General features: G+C 38.2%; 17 protein-coding genes. 3 read left to right on the top strand and 14 right to left on the bottom strand.

The genetic code is table 11. The annotated features are described in order from the left end of the window. Nucleotides 1–442: 442 nt before the first annotated feature. From LQ216_RS02410 to LQ216_RS02365, 10 genes are all read right to left on the bottom strand, one after another. On the bottom strand, nucleotides 443–1,717 hold the full coding sequence (locus tag LQ216_RS02410; protein ID WP_230126527.1) for an MFS transporter: 1,275 nt from the start codon (nucleotides 1,715–1,717) through the stop codon (nucleotides 443–445). A gap of 35 nt (nucleotides 1,718–1,752) precedes the next feature. After that, nucleotides 1,753–2,097: a hypothetical protein gene (locus LQ216_RS02405; RefSeq protein WP_230126526.1), complete on the bottom strand. Its 345-nt coding sequence runs from the start codon at nucleotides 2,095–2,097 to the stop codon at nucleotides 1,753–1,755. Nucleotides 2,098–2,121: 24 nt separating this feature from the next. Continuing rightward, nucleotides 2,122–2,439, bottom strand: coding sequence for a hypothetical protein (locus LQ216_RS02400; RefSeq protein ID WP_230126525.1), 318 nt, complete (start codon nucleotides 2,437–2,439; stop codon nucleotides 2,122–2,124). 55 nt (nucleotides 2,440–2,494) lie between these two features. After that, a complete protein-coding gene (locus LQ216_RS02395; protein WP_230126524.1) occupies nucleotides 2,495–2,860 on the bottom strand; it encodes a nuclear transport factor 2 family protein in 366 nt (121 codons plus the stop codon). 49 nt (nucleotides 2,861–2,909) lie between these two features. Further along, the gene (locus LQ216_RS02390; protein ID WP_230126523.1) at nucleotides 2,910–3,392 is read right to left on the bottom strand and encodes a GNAT family N-acetyltransferase; all 483 of its coding nucleotides are present in this window, start codon (nucleotides 3,390–3,392) and stop codon (nucleotides 2,910–2,912) included. Between the two features lie 50 nt (nucleotides 3,393–3,442). Next, nucleotides 3,443–4,051 (bottom strand): transglutaminase family protein, encoded by a 609-nt coding sequence (locus LQ216_RS02385; RefSeq protein WP_230126522.1) that lies wholly within the window; start codon nucleotides 4,049–4,051, stop codon nucleotides 3,443–3,445. Between the two features lie 152 nt (nucleotides 4,052–4,203). Continuing rightward, nucleotides 4,204–4,506 carry a DUF3784 domain-containing protein gene (locus LQ216_RS02380; RefSeq protein WP_230126521.1) on the bottom strand — a complete coding sequence of 101 codons (303 nt, stop codon included), beginning with the start codon at nucleotides 4,504–4,506 and terminating at the stop codon, nucleotides 4,204–4,206. A gap of 126 nt (nucleotides 4,507–4,632) precedes the next feature. Next, nucleotides 4,633–5,163, bottom strand: a complete 531-nt coding sequence (locus LQ216_RS02375; RefSeq protein ID WP_230126520.1) for a GNAT family N-acetyltransferase — start codon at nucleotides 5,161–5,163, stop codon at nucleotides 4,633–4,635. 179 nt (nucleotides 5,164–5,342) lie between these two features. After that, a complete protein-coding gene (locus LQ216_RS02370) occupies nucleotides 5,343–5,756 on the bottom strand; it encodes a DUF4275 family protein (protein WP_290369218.1) in 414 nt (137 codons plus the stop codon). Nucleotides 5,757–5,994: 238 nt separating this feature from the next. Beyond that, nucleotides 5,995–6,648, bottom strand: coding sequence for an HAD family hydrolase (locus LQ216_RS02365; RefSeq protein WP_230126518.1), 654 nt, complete (start codon nucleotides 6,646–6,648; stop codon nucleotides 5,995–5,997). A 423-nt stretch (nucleotides 6,649–7,071) separates the two neighbouring features. Between LQ216_RS02365 and LQ216_RS02360 the strand changes: the two genes are divergently transcribed. Beyond that, nucleotides 7,072–8,295, top strand: coding sequence for a glycoside hydrolase family 55 protein (locus tag LQ216_RS02360; protein ID WP_230126517.1), 1,224 nt, complete (start codon nucleotides 7,072–7,074; stop codon nucleotides 8,293–8,295). Nucleotides 8,296–8,344: 49 nt separating this feature from the next. On the opposite strand, the gene LQ216_RS02355 is transcribed toward LQ216_RS02360, so the two are convergent. The 4 genes from LQ216_RS02355 to LQ216_RS02340 form a co-directional block, all read right to left on the bottom strand. Then, a complete protein-coding gene (locus LQ216_RS02355; protein ID WP_230126516.1) occupies nucleotides 8,345–9,133 on the bottom strand; it encodes a YusW family protein in 789 nt (262 codons plus the stop codon). A gap of 22 nt (nucleotides 9,134–9,155) precedes the next feature. Continuing rightward, nucleotides 9,156–10,496, bottom strand: a complete 1,341-nt coding sequence (locus LQ216_RS02350) for a UDP-glucose/GDP-mannose dehydrogenase family protein (protein WP_230126515.1) — start codon at nucleotides 10,494–10,496, stop codon at nucleotides 9,156–9,158. Between the two features lie 26 nt (nucleotides 10,497–10,522). Next, nucleotides 10,523–11,413 (bottom strand): UTP--glucose-1-phosphate uridylyltransferase GalU, encoded by an 891-nt coding sequence (gene galU / locus LQ216_RS02345; RefSeq protein WP_230126514.1) that lies wholly within the window; start codon nucleotides 11,411–11,413, stop codon nucleotides 10,523–10,525. A 116-nt stretch (nucleotides 11,414–11,529) separates the two neighbouring features. After that, nucleotides 11,530–12,873 (bottom strand): glycosyltransferase, encoded by a 1,344-nt coding sequence (locus LQ216_RS02340; RefSeq protein WP_230126513.1) that lies wholly within the window; start codon nucleotides 12,871–12,873, stop codon nucleotides 11,530–11,532. 662 nt (nucleotides 12,874–13,535) lie between these two features. On the opposite strand from LQ216_RS02340, the gene LQ216_RS02335 reads away from it, so the two are divergent. Together LQ216_RS02335 and LQ216_RS02330 are read left to right on the top strand one after the other, a co-directional pair. After that, a complete protein-coding gene (locus tag LQ216_RS02335; RefSeq protein ID WP_230126512.1) occupies nucleotides 13,536–14,234 on the top strand; it encodes an ABC transporter ATP-binding protein in 699 nt (232 codons plus the stop codon). Beyond that, nucleotides 14,231–16,558: an FtsX-like permease family protein gene (locus LQ216_RS02330; RefSeq protein ID WP_230126511.1), complete on the top strand. Its 2,328-nt coding sequence runs from the start codon at nucleotides 14,231–14,233 to the stop codon at nucleotides 16,556–16,558. Before LQ216_RS02335 ends, LQ216_RS02330 begins: the two co-directional genes overlap by 4 nt.

The following is a 16,558-nucleotide window of genomic DNA, read 5'->3' as shown; positions in this document are numbered from 1 at the left end:
TACCTGAATGTCTTCACTTTCTTAAGAGTTATAATCAATAGGATAACTTCTAAGAATGTTATGACGTAAAAAACGTAGAAAAAACGGTTTACAGTAAAAGGGCCTAAAAACAAACAAAGTACGGAAAATTGAACAAGAAAAGCCAAAATTGAACTGGAAATCCATCTTAATGGCGTTTTAATTTTAACAATACTAACAACAGCCCAAGTAATTGAACTGATAATCAATAAAGCAAGGAGCCATTCATATATATAAAACAAAGATTCATAAGATATTGCAAATAGATATCCCACAATAGAAAGCGGTATGATGGCAAATAGTAAAAGCGCATTTATTTTAATATATTTTGTTTCCAAATCCATCTCTCCAAACCTCATATTATGTACATGACATTGTTTTCCTTAATAGTGTATGTTTTGTATCTTAGCTTTTTGTACTCCCTCTACTTGGCCGCATTTAAATTATTTGCTTGTTGGATTTCACCATCTTTACTCCTTCTCATATCCAATCCAGGAATTATGGCGGCATAAATCAAAGTACCAGCTAGCCCTATAGCGGTAATTAGAATCGCCATGATTAGAGATGATAAAAACGAACCCAAAGTAACGGTTAACGAAGCGATTACCATCGAAAGGTTATATTCCAGCCCGTGTACAGCCATATACGAGCTTCGGGCATGATCCGGCGGAATCGAAGCCATATACGATTGTTCAACAGGCACCCGAAACACTTCGCCTACTGTCAACAATATCATGAACGCAAAAAGCACCCATATATTATTTGAATAAGCCAGAACTCCGTATCCTATAGAAAATAACGCGCAGCTGGCAATTAATACGGTTCTATCTTTCATATAGTCTGTTAATTTGCTTGCAAACAACGCAAGCAGGACAACAAGAATCGTATTTTCACTTCGAAGAAAGCCCATCATCGTGAGGCCATCTATTTCCCAGGATAGAAATCGTTGTGTAGGCATTTCATCAGTTAATCTGATTCCAACATAGTTCGTTAATTGCATCTCCATGGATAGCTCTAAGACACCGGCGAAAACGAACCATACAAACAACCGATCCTTTAACACCAGCTTATAGCTGCGGAACAATTGAAAAACATGTTGTTTCGCATTTCTAACGGATGATGCCGGAACATAGCTCTCATCAATGAAGAAGGCGACAAGGATGACCACAATGGCAGCGACAAATGTCAAAGCGATAAGCAACTCAAATAAATAGTCTTTAAATAAGACGGCTCCTAATATCCCGCCAATGGCAATAGAAAGGTTATTGGCCCAATATGTAATCGAATAAATAAGCTTGCGCTGTTCAGGCGTGCTTACATCAATCAACATCGCCTGGTTAGCCGGACCGGCAAGCCCCCAGCAGATGCTGTTGATCGTCATCATTAGAAAAGTAAGCAGCGCGGACTCAAACCATGGTGAATTACTAACCATCATCATAAAGAATGCAACCAGTCTCAGGATTTCCGCCCAAAGCATGATTTTCTTTCTGCCAAATTGATCTGAAAAATACCCGCCGATAAAGGATACGGCTATACCTGCTGCGACATTAATCAGCAGCAATAACCCCGCTGTTTTCGCACCGAAATGGTTCACCAAATAAATCGTCATAAAAGGAAAAATCATGCCGCTAATAAATCTACTTATAAATGTCTCAATGATTCGTATTTTAATATTTTTATGGAAATCTCTAAACTTCATAGTATTCCTTCTTTCACGGTTCAATAACAGCATGCTCAAATACTGCTTAAGTTCTTGTTTTCGTTGCAAAATTTCAGTTTTGTTGCCGGAATCCCGACTTTTGTTGCCGGAATTTTAGTTTTGTTGCCTTGTTGCCAGAATTTTCGTTTTGTTGCCAGGTCTGGATTTCGTTGCCAACATTTCAATTTTGTTGCCAGTTTCTCTGGTTTTGTTGTCGGTATCCCGACTTTTGTTGCCGGAATTTTCGTTTTGTTGCCAAGACCAGATTTCGTTGCCAACATTTCAATTTTGTTGCCAGACTGACTAGTTTTGTTGCCAGAATCCGGACTTTTGTTGCCGAAATTTTCGTTTTGTTGCCAAGCCCAGATTTCGTTGCCCACATTTCAATTTTGTTGCCAGTTTGTCTAGTTTTGTTGCCAGTATCGCGACTTTTGTTGCCGGAATTTTCGTTTTGTTGCCAGGTCCAGATTTCGTTGCCAACATTTCAATTTTGTTGCCAGGTCCAGATTTCGTTGCCCACATTTCAATTTTGTTGCCAGACTGACTAGTTTTGTTGCCGGAATCCGAACTTTTGTTGCCGGAATTTTCGTTTTGTTGCCAAGCCCAGATTTCGATGCCAACATTTCAGTTTTGTTGCCAGTTTGTCTAGTTTTGTTGCCAGTATCCCGAATTTTGTTGCCGGAATTTTCGTTTTGTTGCCAGATCCAGATTTCGTTGCCCACATTTCAATTTTGTTGCCGATTTGATTAGTTTAATTGCCGAAACCGGAAATTCATTTCAAATACTACTTAAATGCTCATGGATCAATTTCCATTCTCCTTCTTCGTTCTTGCAGAACACATTAGTGGCCCGGCCGCCGCCCGAAATAAATTCGCCGTTATGATACCCTTCATAATGATATGTATATATGCAAGTTGCCGAATTTTTGTCGACGGTTAACCACTCCACATCGTTCGCACGATAAACTTCTTCTTTAATCATGTCCCACGCTTTTTCAAAGTACCGCTGGATTTCATTTTTTGATGAATATGTTTGATTCGTGAACCAAAATAGAGCTTGATGATGCAATATTTTTTCTACGTTACTAAATTCATGAGTATTCGTTGCTTCTATGTATTGGTGTAAGGCTTCTCGATGATCCATATCTTAGCCTCCTTTTTATGATTATTTTCGATCCAAATAGATGAATCGCTTACTTTAATCCGTGCCCCTTGTAAACAGCCTCCCAATCCAAAGGTCTGGCCATTCTTTTTTCAATGTCAGTTATCGGTTCAAAATCATATTGCGCGTATAATGAATGAGCGTCTTCTGTCGTTAGCGAGAAGTTTGTTCCCTTTAATTTAGGGTGTTCGGTGATGACATTCAGCAGCCATTTACTAAGACCCCGGCCTCTATATTCCGGGATAACAAATACATCTGCCAGATGAGCAAACCTGACAAGATCGGATACCACACGGGCAAAACCGACTTGCTTGGTACGGCCATTCGCAGGATTTCCTTCATAGATTCCATAGCAAATTGTTGAATTCTCAATCGATGAGACTACCAATTCCTTCGCAATGCCTTTTGCCCAATAAGACTCCTCATTAAGAAACCGATAAATGACTTCCGTATCCAGATTGCTTTTATTGGTGCTTATCGTAAAGCCATCTTTTGACCATGATGATTGCTCCACCACTTACTTCCCCATCCTTTCTAAGATTCTAGTTATGTACTGTGAAGCAACTATAAGTACTCCGGCAAAAAATATTTATACATCTGTAATGCATCCGTGTGGGTTTCTAGTGTAGTAATCGTTTGAGGGTTTGGTTTTGTATAAATGACTGGATAATCTTTTTCATCGAACTTTTCTTGGACTTTGAATGCCAATATTTCTTCATCTATAGAAAATTCTGCTTGAACCCCTGGTTTATTTCCACGGGCATCGATGCGGATCCAGCGATTTAATGATGTAAGAAAAAATGCATTAAGAGTATGGATACTATAGCCCTTCTCCGGTGTATCAAATATCATCAGCCTTTGATAGCAAAATCCTGTCGGGATTCCTGCCGACCTTAATAACGCTGCGAATAAATTGGATTTTGCATAACAAATCCCTTCCCGATATTCAAGGACCTCAGAAGCTGTACAAGTAACTCTCTTGCTTTGTATATCCCAAGAATGAGATATCTCATCCCGCACAAATTCAAATGCAACTCTGGCTTTTTCAATGTCTGATTGCCTATCATGAAACAATTCATGAACCTTTTCTTTAATTAAAGGATGAGAATAGTTAACAACATATGTTTCTTCCAAATAGTCTTTTAGAGTAGTGGACTCGAGCATAGTTTCCATATATATTTATCCTCCCCTTTCTGCAGTGTATAAATCAGCTCCATTCCCGGAAGATAAGAATTGGATTTTTTCCCGGCAGTTAGCGCAAAAAGAAAAAGCGATACTCGTACTGAATATCGTTAACCAACGGGTTATTCACTCTGTCATTATATCTAATACCTGAATCTCCAATAATTAGAAACCACAACGAGGATTATGACCATCGTAATAACGAGATATTTGTATACTTCCGTTGCAATATCACCGAAAACCATAACGGAGAACGGCATTGTGATAATTAGACTTCCAAATGCGACTACGAACAACCCAACTCGCTTGGCATATTTATCTTTATTACCGTAGAAATTACTTTCACTATAGCCGATGATTAAAAACAACATTTTTCTAAAACCAATAAGGTAGCCAAAAATAATAATGGCTATTCCCGCAGCAACTGTTCCCAATGTGCTAGCCATATTAAACAACTCCCCATTACTATTTATCCCCTATATTTTACCATAACCATTTCTTTACTGTAACCCTCCTCCGCCCAAAAAAATTGCTTCTATAAATAAAACCACTTGTCTTTGCAGTTATATTTCCTAAACCTCTATCCAGTACCTTTTCAAGACGTTCCCGTTTTCCTCTATATAGTCCTTATCCGGTATCCCACCGTTTTTTATGATCGTCTTTTCTGATCCAATATTCCCTTGATCGCAAACTACGAGAGCTTTTTCAATGCCCAATTCTCTTGCTTTTTCTAAAGATAAAGACAATATTTCGGTTGCATAACCCTTCAATCTCTCTGATGGTCTTATGCCGTATCCGACGTGCCCGCCTGTATTTAATAATCTCTCTGTTAACCGATGGCGAATATTCACAACCCCAATGACCTTTTTAGTATGATCTATTAACCAATAAGTAGAATTTTCAAGCATCCAGTTTCCCGGCAGATTCTCTCCTTTTTTATAATCCTGTAACTGATTAATCATTGTTTGAAAATTCGAAGGGTCTTCGCGAATTACCCAGGGTACCATAACCTCGCCGCTCTCTTTCCATTCTTGATAAAAGGAAAGATATTCTCGTTTAAATTCTATAGTAGGTTTTATTAAATATAGTGTCTTTCTCTTCAATGTTCTAACTCCTCCCCATTTTGAGATTAATAATAATTAAAAAACGGAGAAGCTGTTTTCCTAACAACAACCTCTCCCTTAACGCTATTATTTTTCTTCTCAAAGGATAAGTGTACTGTCTTTTGTTCGATCGATTCCGATGCATTTGTACTTGCTGGTAGGGAGTAAAGTGATTTCAATTACACCTTTGTCGGTTTATAAAAATATGGTCCACAATATTTTTCGTGAGTAAGTACATATGTCCAAGTGAAATCTTTATTTACAATATAAATATCCGAATAAAAAGCCTGTGGTTCGGATATAAAATCGTGTGGCTTTATTTCTTTAGCATTGTTAAGCATTAAGACATCGTCGATATTTTGATAGAACACATAACAATCCTTTTTATGTTCTTTATTGAATGCCTCAATGGCTTCTTCATTTTCTAAGCATTGGATTATCTCATAGCTAAATATATGCCATAAAAATTGATCAAAATAAATATTCTTCTTTACTGATTTGCTTATACTTTTAGTGAAACATTGTTTCCATTGCTTTCGTAAATCTTCTCCATTATTCAATTCAGTAACAATAACTTTTTTATTCTGTAGTATATTTTAAGCTGACTCATAATTAGCCTCTTATTCTTAAGTCTTATTATTCTCTTTTTTAACCCCTCTTACTATTAAAGAAATCGTGAATAGCGATAAGAGCCGCTCTTGAAGCACGAAATTGTTTCTTTGAATACTTGTTAAAGGATAACTGGGTAACTTCCGTCAGCAAGATAAATTATTCTAGTCCCCCTAAAGTAACTAATCCATAGTTATTATTAGGGGCCAGTGTAATCACAATCTATAAACCTTCTTTTTCAATATCCGCCAGCCGGAAGCTTGAAAACGTATTAAACACCTTAACTTCTTGGTCAAAAGTAAGGAAGGAAGTGACTTCGTTTGGAACCACTATACAGTGCATCCCGGCTCTTATAGCTGCAAGAGATCCGTTGATTGAATCTTCAATGGCCAAGCTTTCCGCAGGAACCACATGTAAGTCATCCATAGCCTTTACGTACAAAGCGGGATCTGGTTTTACAATCTTTACATCTTCTTTTGTTTTAATCGTTTGGAAATGTTCCAGTAACCCGAATTTTTCAAGAAAGCTTTCGACCCATTCCCGGCCAGAGCTTGAGGCAATGCCCAGCTTAATCCCCAAATTCTTAGCCTCTTTTATTTTTCCTTCTATCCCTTCGCGTAAAACGAGGGTTTCTTTTAACTCGGAAAACCTTAAGCCTGTTAGTTCTTTGATAAGCTCTTGATCTGCAGGTTTTCCCGTTTGAGTGCTTATGTATTCAAAAAGGAGCTCGTCGGTCGTGCCGATCACTTTCGCAAATTCTGCAAGTGGAAGTTCCAGTTCAAACTTCTCCATCAGGACGTCGCAAAATACTTTATACCACAACGACTCGGTATCAATAATCGTGCCATCAAAATCAAAAATCATTGCCTTAATCATTTTTCATATCTCCCTAAATTTCTGGTTTTATCCTGCAAATGAGCCATCCCAGTTATTCTTTTAACTCTGCTAGTGTAGGTTAGTTAAAACACATTTTTCGCCTTTATCTGTCTCTCCTATCCTCCATCATCCTCTATTGTACATATTCTCCTGAAGAATTTGAATTCCTCTTCTGTTTCAACCTTGCTTCTTTTGTTCTATTAAATGAAAAGATTATTTCGATATAAGTTCTTCAATATGATTTAATCCAACCTTTCTCTCATTTTTCATTTCAATCTTATGGACATAATTACCTTCAAAAACAAAAAACACTATAAAAGTCCTATAAAAATTGTTTAATTAAAGCAAAAACAGGTAAAAAGATGCCGATACTATAGTCATATGGAATAGCATCTTAAGAAACACAATTAGAAGGGATCGTTTATGAAGATAAAAAAAGCGGGTATCATTGTTTCTATGTCACTATTATATTTATTTGGTCTTTCAGCTTCCATTCATGCAGAGAATAGTATCATTAACGTAAAGGATTATGGGGCGATCGGAAATGGCATTGCCGATGACACGGTAGCGATAAAAAAAGCCTTATATTATGGAAAGAATAAAAAAGTATTCTTCCCCGAAGGTACGTATTCAATAGCCGAAACGTTAACAGTTAAAGAGAATACAGAAGTTTATGGATCTAACTCTGTGATTAAAGCAAAGTCGGAAGGCTATACAATGCTAAGAGCAAAAGGTGGAAATATCAAAATTCATGACCTTATCGTAGATGGTAATCACCATGTTTTACGGGGACTTACGATCATGGATGGAACCAAAAACATAACCTTACAATCCGCTACCTTTAGAAATTTCGGCCAGCCATCGGAAGGTGCACTTTCTAACTCTACTCCAGTCGGCATTCGCATTGAAGGCGGAGTTGAAAACGTAATGATAAATCATCTTTTTATTCACAATGTCTTTGCTGAAAATATTTCTTCAGAAGTAGGCTGGAACCATAAAGTAGCAAGAGGAGTTTTAATAAGTCCTGCTCTTGAAACACAGCCTGCCAGCAAAGATATTACCATCCAAAACTCATCGATTTCTGAGATTGGCCCCAAGGATGACGGGGATGGGATTGTCGTCCAAGGATTTACAGAGGATGTAGGCCTGAGAATCATCAATAATTCTTTTCACAAAACCTATAAAAGGGCAATAAAGATTCAATCGCCTGGTGTCCTGGTTAAAGACAATTATATTTTTAACAGCTTTCATTACAACAATTTTTATGAAACCTATAAAGATAACAATGATTATGATATGTGGTCAGCAATATCTGTTCATGCAGATAATGTCTCGGTTGAAAAGAATACGATAGCGGGGATAGGAAGATTTTCTGCGGCCATAGACATAGCGGGCGGAAATAACTTAACAGTAATAGGAAATTCCATCGCCAATGGGGAAAGCAATATTTCTTCCAAATCTGATATGATCCGAATAAACAAAGGATATGACGGCACCAGTGAATTCAGTAATATTTCCATTATGGATAATTCTTTAATGAATGGGAGATATGGTGTGAACATGGTCGCAAACGTATCCGGATTAAAACTTTCGGGAAATACTTTTTCCAATCTGAATGACCAAACGAGCAGCAATATAACTAAATAATGAAGGGACCGGCATTTGCTGGTACCCTCATTTTTTTGTAGAATATTTGCTACTTCACATAGTTGAAATGAACCATTGTCTGATTAGATAACAATAGATTCATATTGGCTTTTTTTACTTCGTTCGCTGAAACTCCAAGCTTTTTGGCCAGACTATTATAATAACTGTTTAAATCAGTATCTTCGTCAGGATGCAGGGTCACACCTAACCGGTTAAGCTCTCTAAGAGCAGCCCATCCTTTGTAAACTTTATGCTCTTCTGTTGTTTTTATCTCATAACGCGCGATGATTTTGTCATTTTTTGCAGATAATTTTACCCGTACAAATTGTCCATTAACGTCCTCTACATTCAAGTTGACATTGCTTGGGGCCACGTAATCGCTTGCTTTATTGCCTTTTTTGTAGAGAAATGTTAACTGTGACTGATTGTTAAAGGTAACAGACGTCTTTGAGAATTGAACATCGGCCGGCTTTACACCCAAGGCATCAGAAATTCTTTGAACAATCTTTTGCTTGCTCATTTGTCTGTTAAGCTCTAATTCTGAAACAAATTGCTTCATTTCTTCGATAGCCTGTTCTTCCGTAACTTCAATTTTTTCATTACCGCTCTCTTTTTGGATATGAATCTTCACCTTGCCTTTTTCTTCTGAATACCTGACATGGTACTTTTCATTCGTAAGAACGACTGAAGCATGAAGGCTATTAATTGCATGTATGGCATCTTCAAATTTGCCTGTTTGCGAGGATGGTTCCTTCACTTCCGTACTTTGTGCACTTACCATGCCAGTAGTACTTAACACTAGGCCCGCAGCTAAAACAGCAGATAACATCTTTTTCATATTTATCTTCCTCTCTTCGGTATTAGAAAGACGCAGCAAGCTGCTTTTCTTTTGTTTTTGGATGAACAACTTCCCGTCCGACAGAATAGTATTCTACGTTGAACTTTTGCACTTCTTCAAGCGAATAACAGTTGCGTCCATCAAACATGGCCGGTTCATCGTGGAATAAGCTTGTAAGAATGAGCGCTTTTTCCACAATTTCCTGCCAATCAGTTAAAATAAAGACGATATCAGCCTGTTTAATCGCATCCTCTATGTTTTCTGCGTACACTACACCTTCCGGGAGTAGCTTTTTAGCGTTTTCTGTCGCAATAGGATCATATCCTATCACTTGCGCCTTATCTTTGATTAACAGCTCCGCCAATGTAATTGAGGCTGCTTCCCTCATATCATCTGTTTCAGGCTTAAAGGAGAGACCAAGAAAAGCTACCCGTTTTCCTTCGAGTGATCCGAATCGTTCTAAAGCTTTTTCGTATAATAAGAACTTTTGGGAATCATTGGTTTTAATAACGGATTTCAATAAATGAAATTCGTGGTCTGATTCTTCAGAAATTCTTACAAGAGCATGGGTATCCTTCGGAAAGCATGAGCCCCCATAGCCGATGCCTGCCTGAAGAAATTTAGAGCCAATTCTTCCATCCTTACCAATCCCGTTGGCCACCTCTTCTACATCCGCTCCTACTTTTTCTGATAGATTTGCAATCTCATTGATAAAAGAGATTTTCGTAGCTAGAAAAGCATTAGCAGCATATTTAATCATTTCTGCGCTCGGGATACTCGTTGTAAGTACCGGGATTTGGAAGGGTTGGTATAAAGCTTCAATTTTTTCGGCAGCTTCTTTGTAATCCGTTCCAATGACGATTCGATCTCCGTTAAATGTATCCCACACAGCGGAACCTTCTCGCAAAAATTCCGGATTTGAAACAAAGTCGACCTTCACATCTTCTTTTAAATGCTCCAGCACTACTTCTTTTATTTTGTAGTTTGTTCCGATTGGAACCGTACTTTTCGTAATAAGAATCGTATCGCAGGTAATATTATATGCAATATCTTTCGCAGCCTGAAATATATAAGTCAAATCAGCGGAACCGTCTTCACTTTGCGGGGTTCCAACTGCGATAAAGATCACTTCAGCCTCGCGGAAGCCTTCACTGTGAGAAGTAGTGAAATTGAGTCTGCCTTTTTCGCTGTTATATTTCATTAATTCTTCCAGACCAGGTTCATAAATCGGAGATTCACCATTTTTCAGTATCTCTATTTTATCTGGATTGATATCAATACAAGTTACATCATGACCAATATCGGATAAGCATACCCCTGTAACGAGACCGACATAACCTGTTCCTATGATCGCTACTCTCATCTCAACTTCTCCTCCTTTGACAGTGATTAATGTACAATAGGTTGTTGGCCTACTAGCTCTTTTAAATACATTTTCACCTGTTGGTTAATGTCTTCTCTTTCAAGAGAAAAGTCGATCGTCGCCCGGACAAAACCAAATTTATCTCCGACATCATACCGCTTTCCATGGAAGTCGTAAGCTAGTACATTTTCGATTTCGTTTAGTTTTTGGATCGCATCCGTCAGCTGAATCTCGCCACCGGAACCTGGAGGTAATGATTCAAGAATCGAAAATATTTCAGGAGTTAATACATACCTTCCCATGATCGCGTAATTCGAAGGCGCTATTTCCGCCGGCGGCTTTTCTACAACTGATGCGAGCGAGATAATTCCTTCATCGAGCGTTTTGTTTTCCAACGGTGCAATGATCCCGTACTTTGAAACTTCTTTAGGATCCACTTCCTGTACACCAATAGTAGATGTCTGATATTTATCAAAAACGTTAATAAGCTGCTGTATACAAGGTTTTTCGGATCTTACAATATCGTCCCCCAATAAAACGGCGAACGGCTCATCTCCAATAAAGCTTGATGCACAATGTATCGCATGCCCAAGTCCCTTTGGTTCCTTTTGACGGATATAATGGATATTCGCCATATTAGAAATCTCTTGAATTTCAGATAGCTTTTCGAATTTCTCTTTTTTATAGAGGGTTTCTTCTAACTCGTAAGCTTTATCAAAATGATCTTCTATCGCGCGCTTTCCACGTCCGCTGATTATTAGAATATCTTCAATTCCAGAATTGATTGCTTCCTCAACAATGTATTGAATCGTTGGCTTATCAACAATCGGAAGCATTTCTTTTGGCTGTGCCTTCGTTGCAGGCAAAAATCTCGTCCCTAAACCCGCAGCTGGAATGATCGCTTTACGAACCTTCATGGAACCAACTCCTCTTTGTATGATTTATTTTTATTCAATCTACACTTTATTTAGCGGGTGAAGCGTGGAACGAGTATTCTTAGTTCCAATCTCTTCATCCGGTTGTAAGCTCATTTTTAGCCTCTTGTTCCCCAAGAAGTAGAACGTAATGTTAGCAATGCCCAAAAACGAAGCGGGCATAATAAAATTAAAAACAGGATGCCGTAAACAGGGGCAAGCAAGAAGGTAAAAGGCTTCTTATACGCATAAAACACGTTTCTTGCATAAGCAGATATCGTTACATATGCCAGGTAGTAGATCAACATAATCCACCCCATCGTTGTTGACATAAGATATATCGCCAAAACGAGTGACACCCCAAAAGCCAGCCATAAAAACAATTCTAACATGACCCAAACTAACACATTTGGTTTTTTCAATCCGATTTTAAGTGCTACTAAGCTTTCCCTAAAGAAAGATTTATTCCAGCGGGACTGTTGCTTAAGCAAAGTATAAAGTGATGTCGGCGCATCTGTAATACAGCGAGCGGTTGATTGATAGAGAGTCTTTCCTTCACGGATCGCGTAATTGGTTAAACATCTATCATCCCCAAGCTGTACCTGCTGGCCTAAAAATGTTTGCGTACCATAATGTTCCAAGTTTGACATGACCACATTACGTCTATAAGCACTAAGAGGACCGCTGCAGACCAAAACATTTCCGGTAACAGAATGTGCAGCCCGCTCAACACGGAACGCATTGTCATATCTCATATCGATTAGTCTGGTTAAAAGGTTATCAGTCCTGTTTCGGATATTGACATGCCCCGTTGTTGCAGCCACTTCTGAATCATTAAAAGGCTTTAAAAGTTCCCGAATCGCATTGGAGAAGACCGTACAATCAGAATCAACTGTTACAAACACATCACCGGTCGCCCTTTCGAAAGCCCAAATTTGAGCGTGGCGTTTGCCTTGATTTTTCGGAAGCCGATGGACGATCAATTCCGGCAGTTTGGAAGGTTCCACTCCTTCGATGGCAGTCATATTGGCAGTCAAAGTTTCTTTTAATTTAAGAGAAGCATTATACGCCGATATATCTTTACTTCCATCATCAATCACGAAGATTTCATGAACCGGGTAATCTTGCTTTAAAATACTCTTAATTGTTCCGAGCACAGCTTCCGGCTCTTCATTATAAGAGGGAATCACTACGGACACTTTCAAATCCGGCGGATCGAGATCTACCGTTTTGTATTTAAAAGAAAGAATCATTTTTCCTAGCAGATACGCAATCATTACTGAACCGTATAAGCCGATGGTTAAATTCCATTTATCCGAGGCTGACCAGTTAACATAGAACAGCGCAGCTACCGTTAGACTGAAAAGCGTGATAACAAACGTTTTTTCCTTCATGGAAAACTTTTTTTCTGTTGTAATTTCCTGCATTTGTGCTGCAGATAAATCTTCTACAACTTTTGACATGATAGTTCTCCTTTCGCTATTTAGTTGACTTTCCACGCTCACTTTAAAAATCGACATGGCCTTTGTCAAACTTAGATTAATGACGACAAATATTTTTATCAATCCGACGTTTTTCACAGAATAGAAAACCGTTCTTTTTTACCACAGTATTCTAAAACCCTTTTTGCTACGCAATTGGAAACGGTGACATTTACCGATTTTATATCTTTGTTACTTTTGTAAAATAACTTTAATGTTTAACCATTATCTTCCAAATTCATCTTTACTATTTCTATCCCACCGCTTTATCATGGTGAAAAGTCACTATACAAATGCTAACTCTCCCTTTACATTTCTTCATTTTTGTCTTTTTTTAAAAATATCTAATTAAATTTTTTTTATTGAAATTTTCTTTTTTAAAAGAAGCAACGAATATTTTCCAAAAAAATAAATACTAATAATCAAAAATTTGGAAGAAATAAGTAAAATATATAGTTCCTAAATCATAAATCTTCTTGATCTGACGATGAAACTAATAGAATCCATTGAGATAAAACCTATTTTTTGTGAATTTTTTCTCATAGTTAAAAACCCTTTAAATAATAGAGCCTTCTAGAGAAGTTGCTTTCGATAAAGCAACATGTTATTACAATAGTAAAAGGTTACATAAGGAGTACCTGTTAATGATAGAACTAGAAAATGTTTCAAAGCTGTATTCAAATGAAGCTGGGCAATTTTCAGCACTCAAGGAGGTTACCCTTTCCATTAATAAAGGGGAGTTTGTCGGAATCATCGGGAAGTCAGGTAGTGGAAAATCCACTTTACTACACATCCTGTCGGGAATAGATTCTCCTACAAAAGGAACGGTTACAGTTTTAGGAAAAAAGATTTCTAGTTTTCCAGAAAAGCTTCTGACGAAGTGGCGTTGTTTTGAAACGGGGATTGTCTTTCAGTCTTTCTACCTGTTGCAGACACTCACACTACTGGAAAACGTGATGCTTCCAATGGAATTTTCCCGTTCCTTAAACCGAAAAAAAAGAAAGGAACGGGCTTTGATGCTGCTCGAACGTGTGGGGCTGCAACATAAAGCTAATCTTTTCCCTGACTCCGTATCCGGGGGTGAAAAACAAAGATGTGCGATAGCGAGAGCTTTAGCCAATGATCCGCCTTTGCTTTTGGCTGATGAACCTACTGGCAATCTCGATTCTGAAAATGCCGAGCAAATATTTTCGCTTTTTAATGAGCTTTCAAAGCAAGGTAAAACAATTGTTATGGTTACTCATGATACAGATTTCTCACAGAGAGTATCGCGTTCTTTACTCGTTAAGGACGGGGTCGTCTCAGAACAGTTTCTTCTGGACAAAAAAGCAGGCCAGCTATGATCCCTATATATATGAAGAAAGCGTGGAGAGATTTATGGCAGGATAGAGCCAACATCTTCTTAATTATTATTTCTATCTCTATCTGCTTAACTACTTTAGCTACGCTACTGAATACGAGTAAATCGTTCAGTGACTCATTACAACCGGGTAACGGACAGCAAGATTCTACTATTTATTTTTATACGAATCTCTTTGGGAATAAGCTTCCTGAATTGACTGATATAGAAGGAATTACGAACGCTGATGCCCGTTTTAAAACCCCGGGTCGATTAGAGATCAATGGTTCCCAAGAAAATTTCGAATTAATAGTTTTACCTAATCATGAGGAATCGATTAATATAGTTCCTGCTCATCCCTATAAATCGGGTATTTATCTTGAGAAAACAACCATGGACTATTTTCGCCTGAAAAAGGATGACATGGTTTCCATTACCTTACCGGGGAAAGCAAAAAAAGAGGTGCCTGTCGCAGGCTATATTACCGATTATGATTATATTCCTGCTAAATACAGCGGTCTGGGGCGTGCTTACATTTCCCCTGTTTCACTAAAAACGCTTGGATTGACTGATGACAAGAACTCCATTCAAATCACGGTCAATTCAAAGGAATATGAGAAAAATGGAGCGGAAATTCTCCAAAATGCTAAGAATCAATTGAAGCCTGATGAGATTACGGTGTACCGTACTGAATCATCAAACGATTCCCTCCTGCTTAGACAACAAATGACTGATACGGTTTTCCTATTGTTAATCATCCTGGGGTCACTGGCATTAGTACTCGGCATCATTCTTGTCATTCACTTTTTCTATAGCCTTACAGCAAGAAAGATCCAAAGTATGAGCATTTTAAAAGTTTTGGGTGCAGAGAAGAAGCACTTATGGAAGGAGTTTAGTGTCACACTGGGCATAATCGGATCAGTTATATTTTTGGTAACGTTGCTATTAAGCGCTGGCCTTTCCTATTATTTTTCCCAATATCTCATAGAAGAGCTGAATATAGGTGTGTTCCAATTTGAATATTCTAAAGATGTACTTATTATTATCACAGGGCTGTCCTTCCTGGTTCCGATCGTTTCAGGAATTGTACCAATCACTATTGCTTTGAAAGTACCGATTGTCCAGGGATTGATTCATGGTAGCCGTCCATACCGCAAAGGAGGCAAACATAAGGCCTCCAGGTTTTCATTTTTTCTCCTCTCTTTAAGAAATGCAGGAAAAAAAAGAATTCAGTTTATCACCAATATTCTAATGCTCTCTTTTGGAGGAGCCGTTATTATTGCCTGTATCGGCTTGAATAACTCCTTAACGGGCACAGTTAAAGACATGCAAAGCTTTTGGAAGCATGATCTGGAATGGGATATTCGAACAAGCTTGAACATTAGTGAAGTTACACAGCTCGCTAAACAATCACAGGGTGTTCTTCAAGCGGAAAGCTGGACGGGAAGAAGTGCTGAAGCAGAACTTTTTTCAAAAGAAAAGCCGGTTAGTACTCTATTGCTTTCGGTTCCAAGAGAGAGCAAGATGATACAGCCTGCCATAACTGAAGGATTGTGGTTAGACCGGTTACCTAAAACTCATATCGTTATTAACAGTGATTTTCAAGCATTGGCAGGAAACATTCAGACTGGCCAATCCATTTCGTTAAAAGTTGGAAATCAAGAACGAACCTTGAAGATAGGCGGGGTTATCCAGGGACAATTAAATGGTCCGGTTATTTTTATGGCTTCTGACGATTATCATTCCTGGATGCCTGGACAGCAGCCAAACAGGGTCATTGTAAAACTTGATTCATACGGGAAAACATATTCCTCCGTAGTTATAAACAACATGGAGCAGCTTTTTAATAACAATAAAATTGCAATTGAAGCATTTGATACAGTTGGAAATATGAATAGCAGGCCCCATGAAATAATTGATCTTGTTGTTTATTCTTTATTATTTACGGGTATTCTTTTTTCAGTTGTCGGCATAGTGAATTTGATTACAGCGATGAGTGGAAATGTTCTTGAAAGAACCCATGAGATTGGATTAATTCGTGCTGTAGGGGGACCATCATATAAAATACATCAGTTATTTATAGGTGAAGGGATTTTCATCGCTTTTATATCGTGGATTATATCCGCTGCATTGTCATTTCCACTGCAATTCATATTAAATCAAAAAATTGGGGAATCGCTAATTCATTCCCCACTGCACTTTTCATTTTCACCCTTAGGTGTAGGGTTATGGCTGATTATGTCCCTAATCATTGGCTGCGTCGCCAGTATAATCCCCGCGCAAAAAGCAGTAAAACAGCCGGTAAAGCACCTTATTGCCGGCAAATAG

Source organism: Bacillus sp. CECT 9360 (assembly GCF_918741275.1).
In the GTDB taxonomy this organism is placed as follows: Bacteria; Bacillota; Bacilli; order Bacillales; family DSM-1321; genus Peribacillus.
This window is presented reverse-complemented; position numbering and strand designations above follow the sequence as displayed.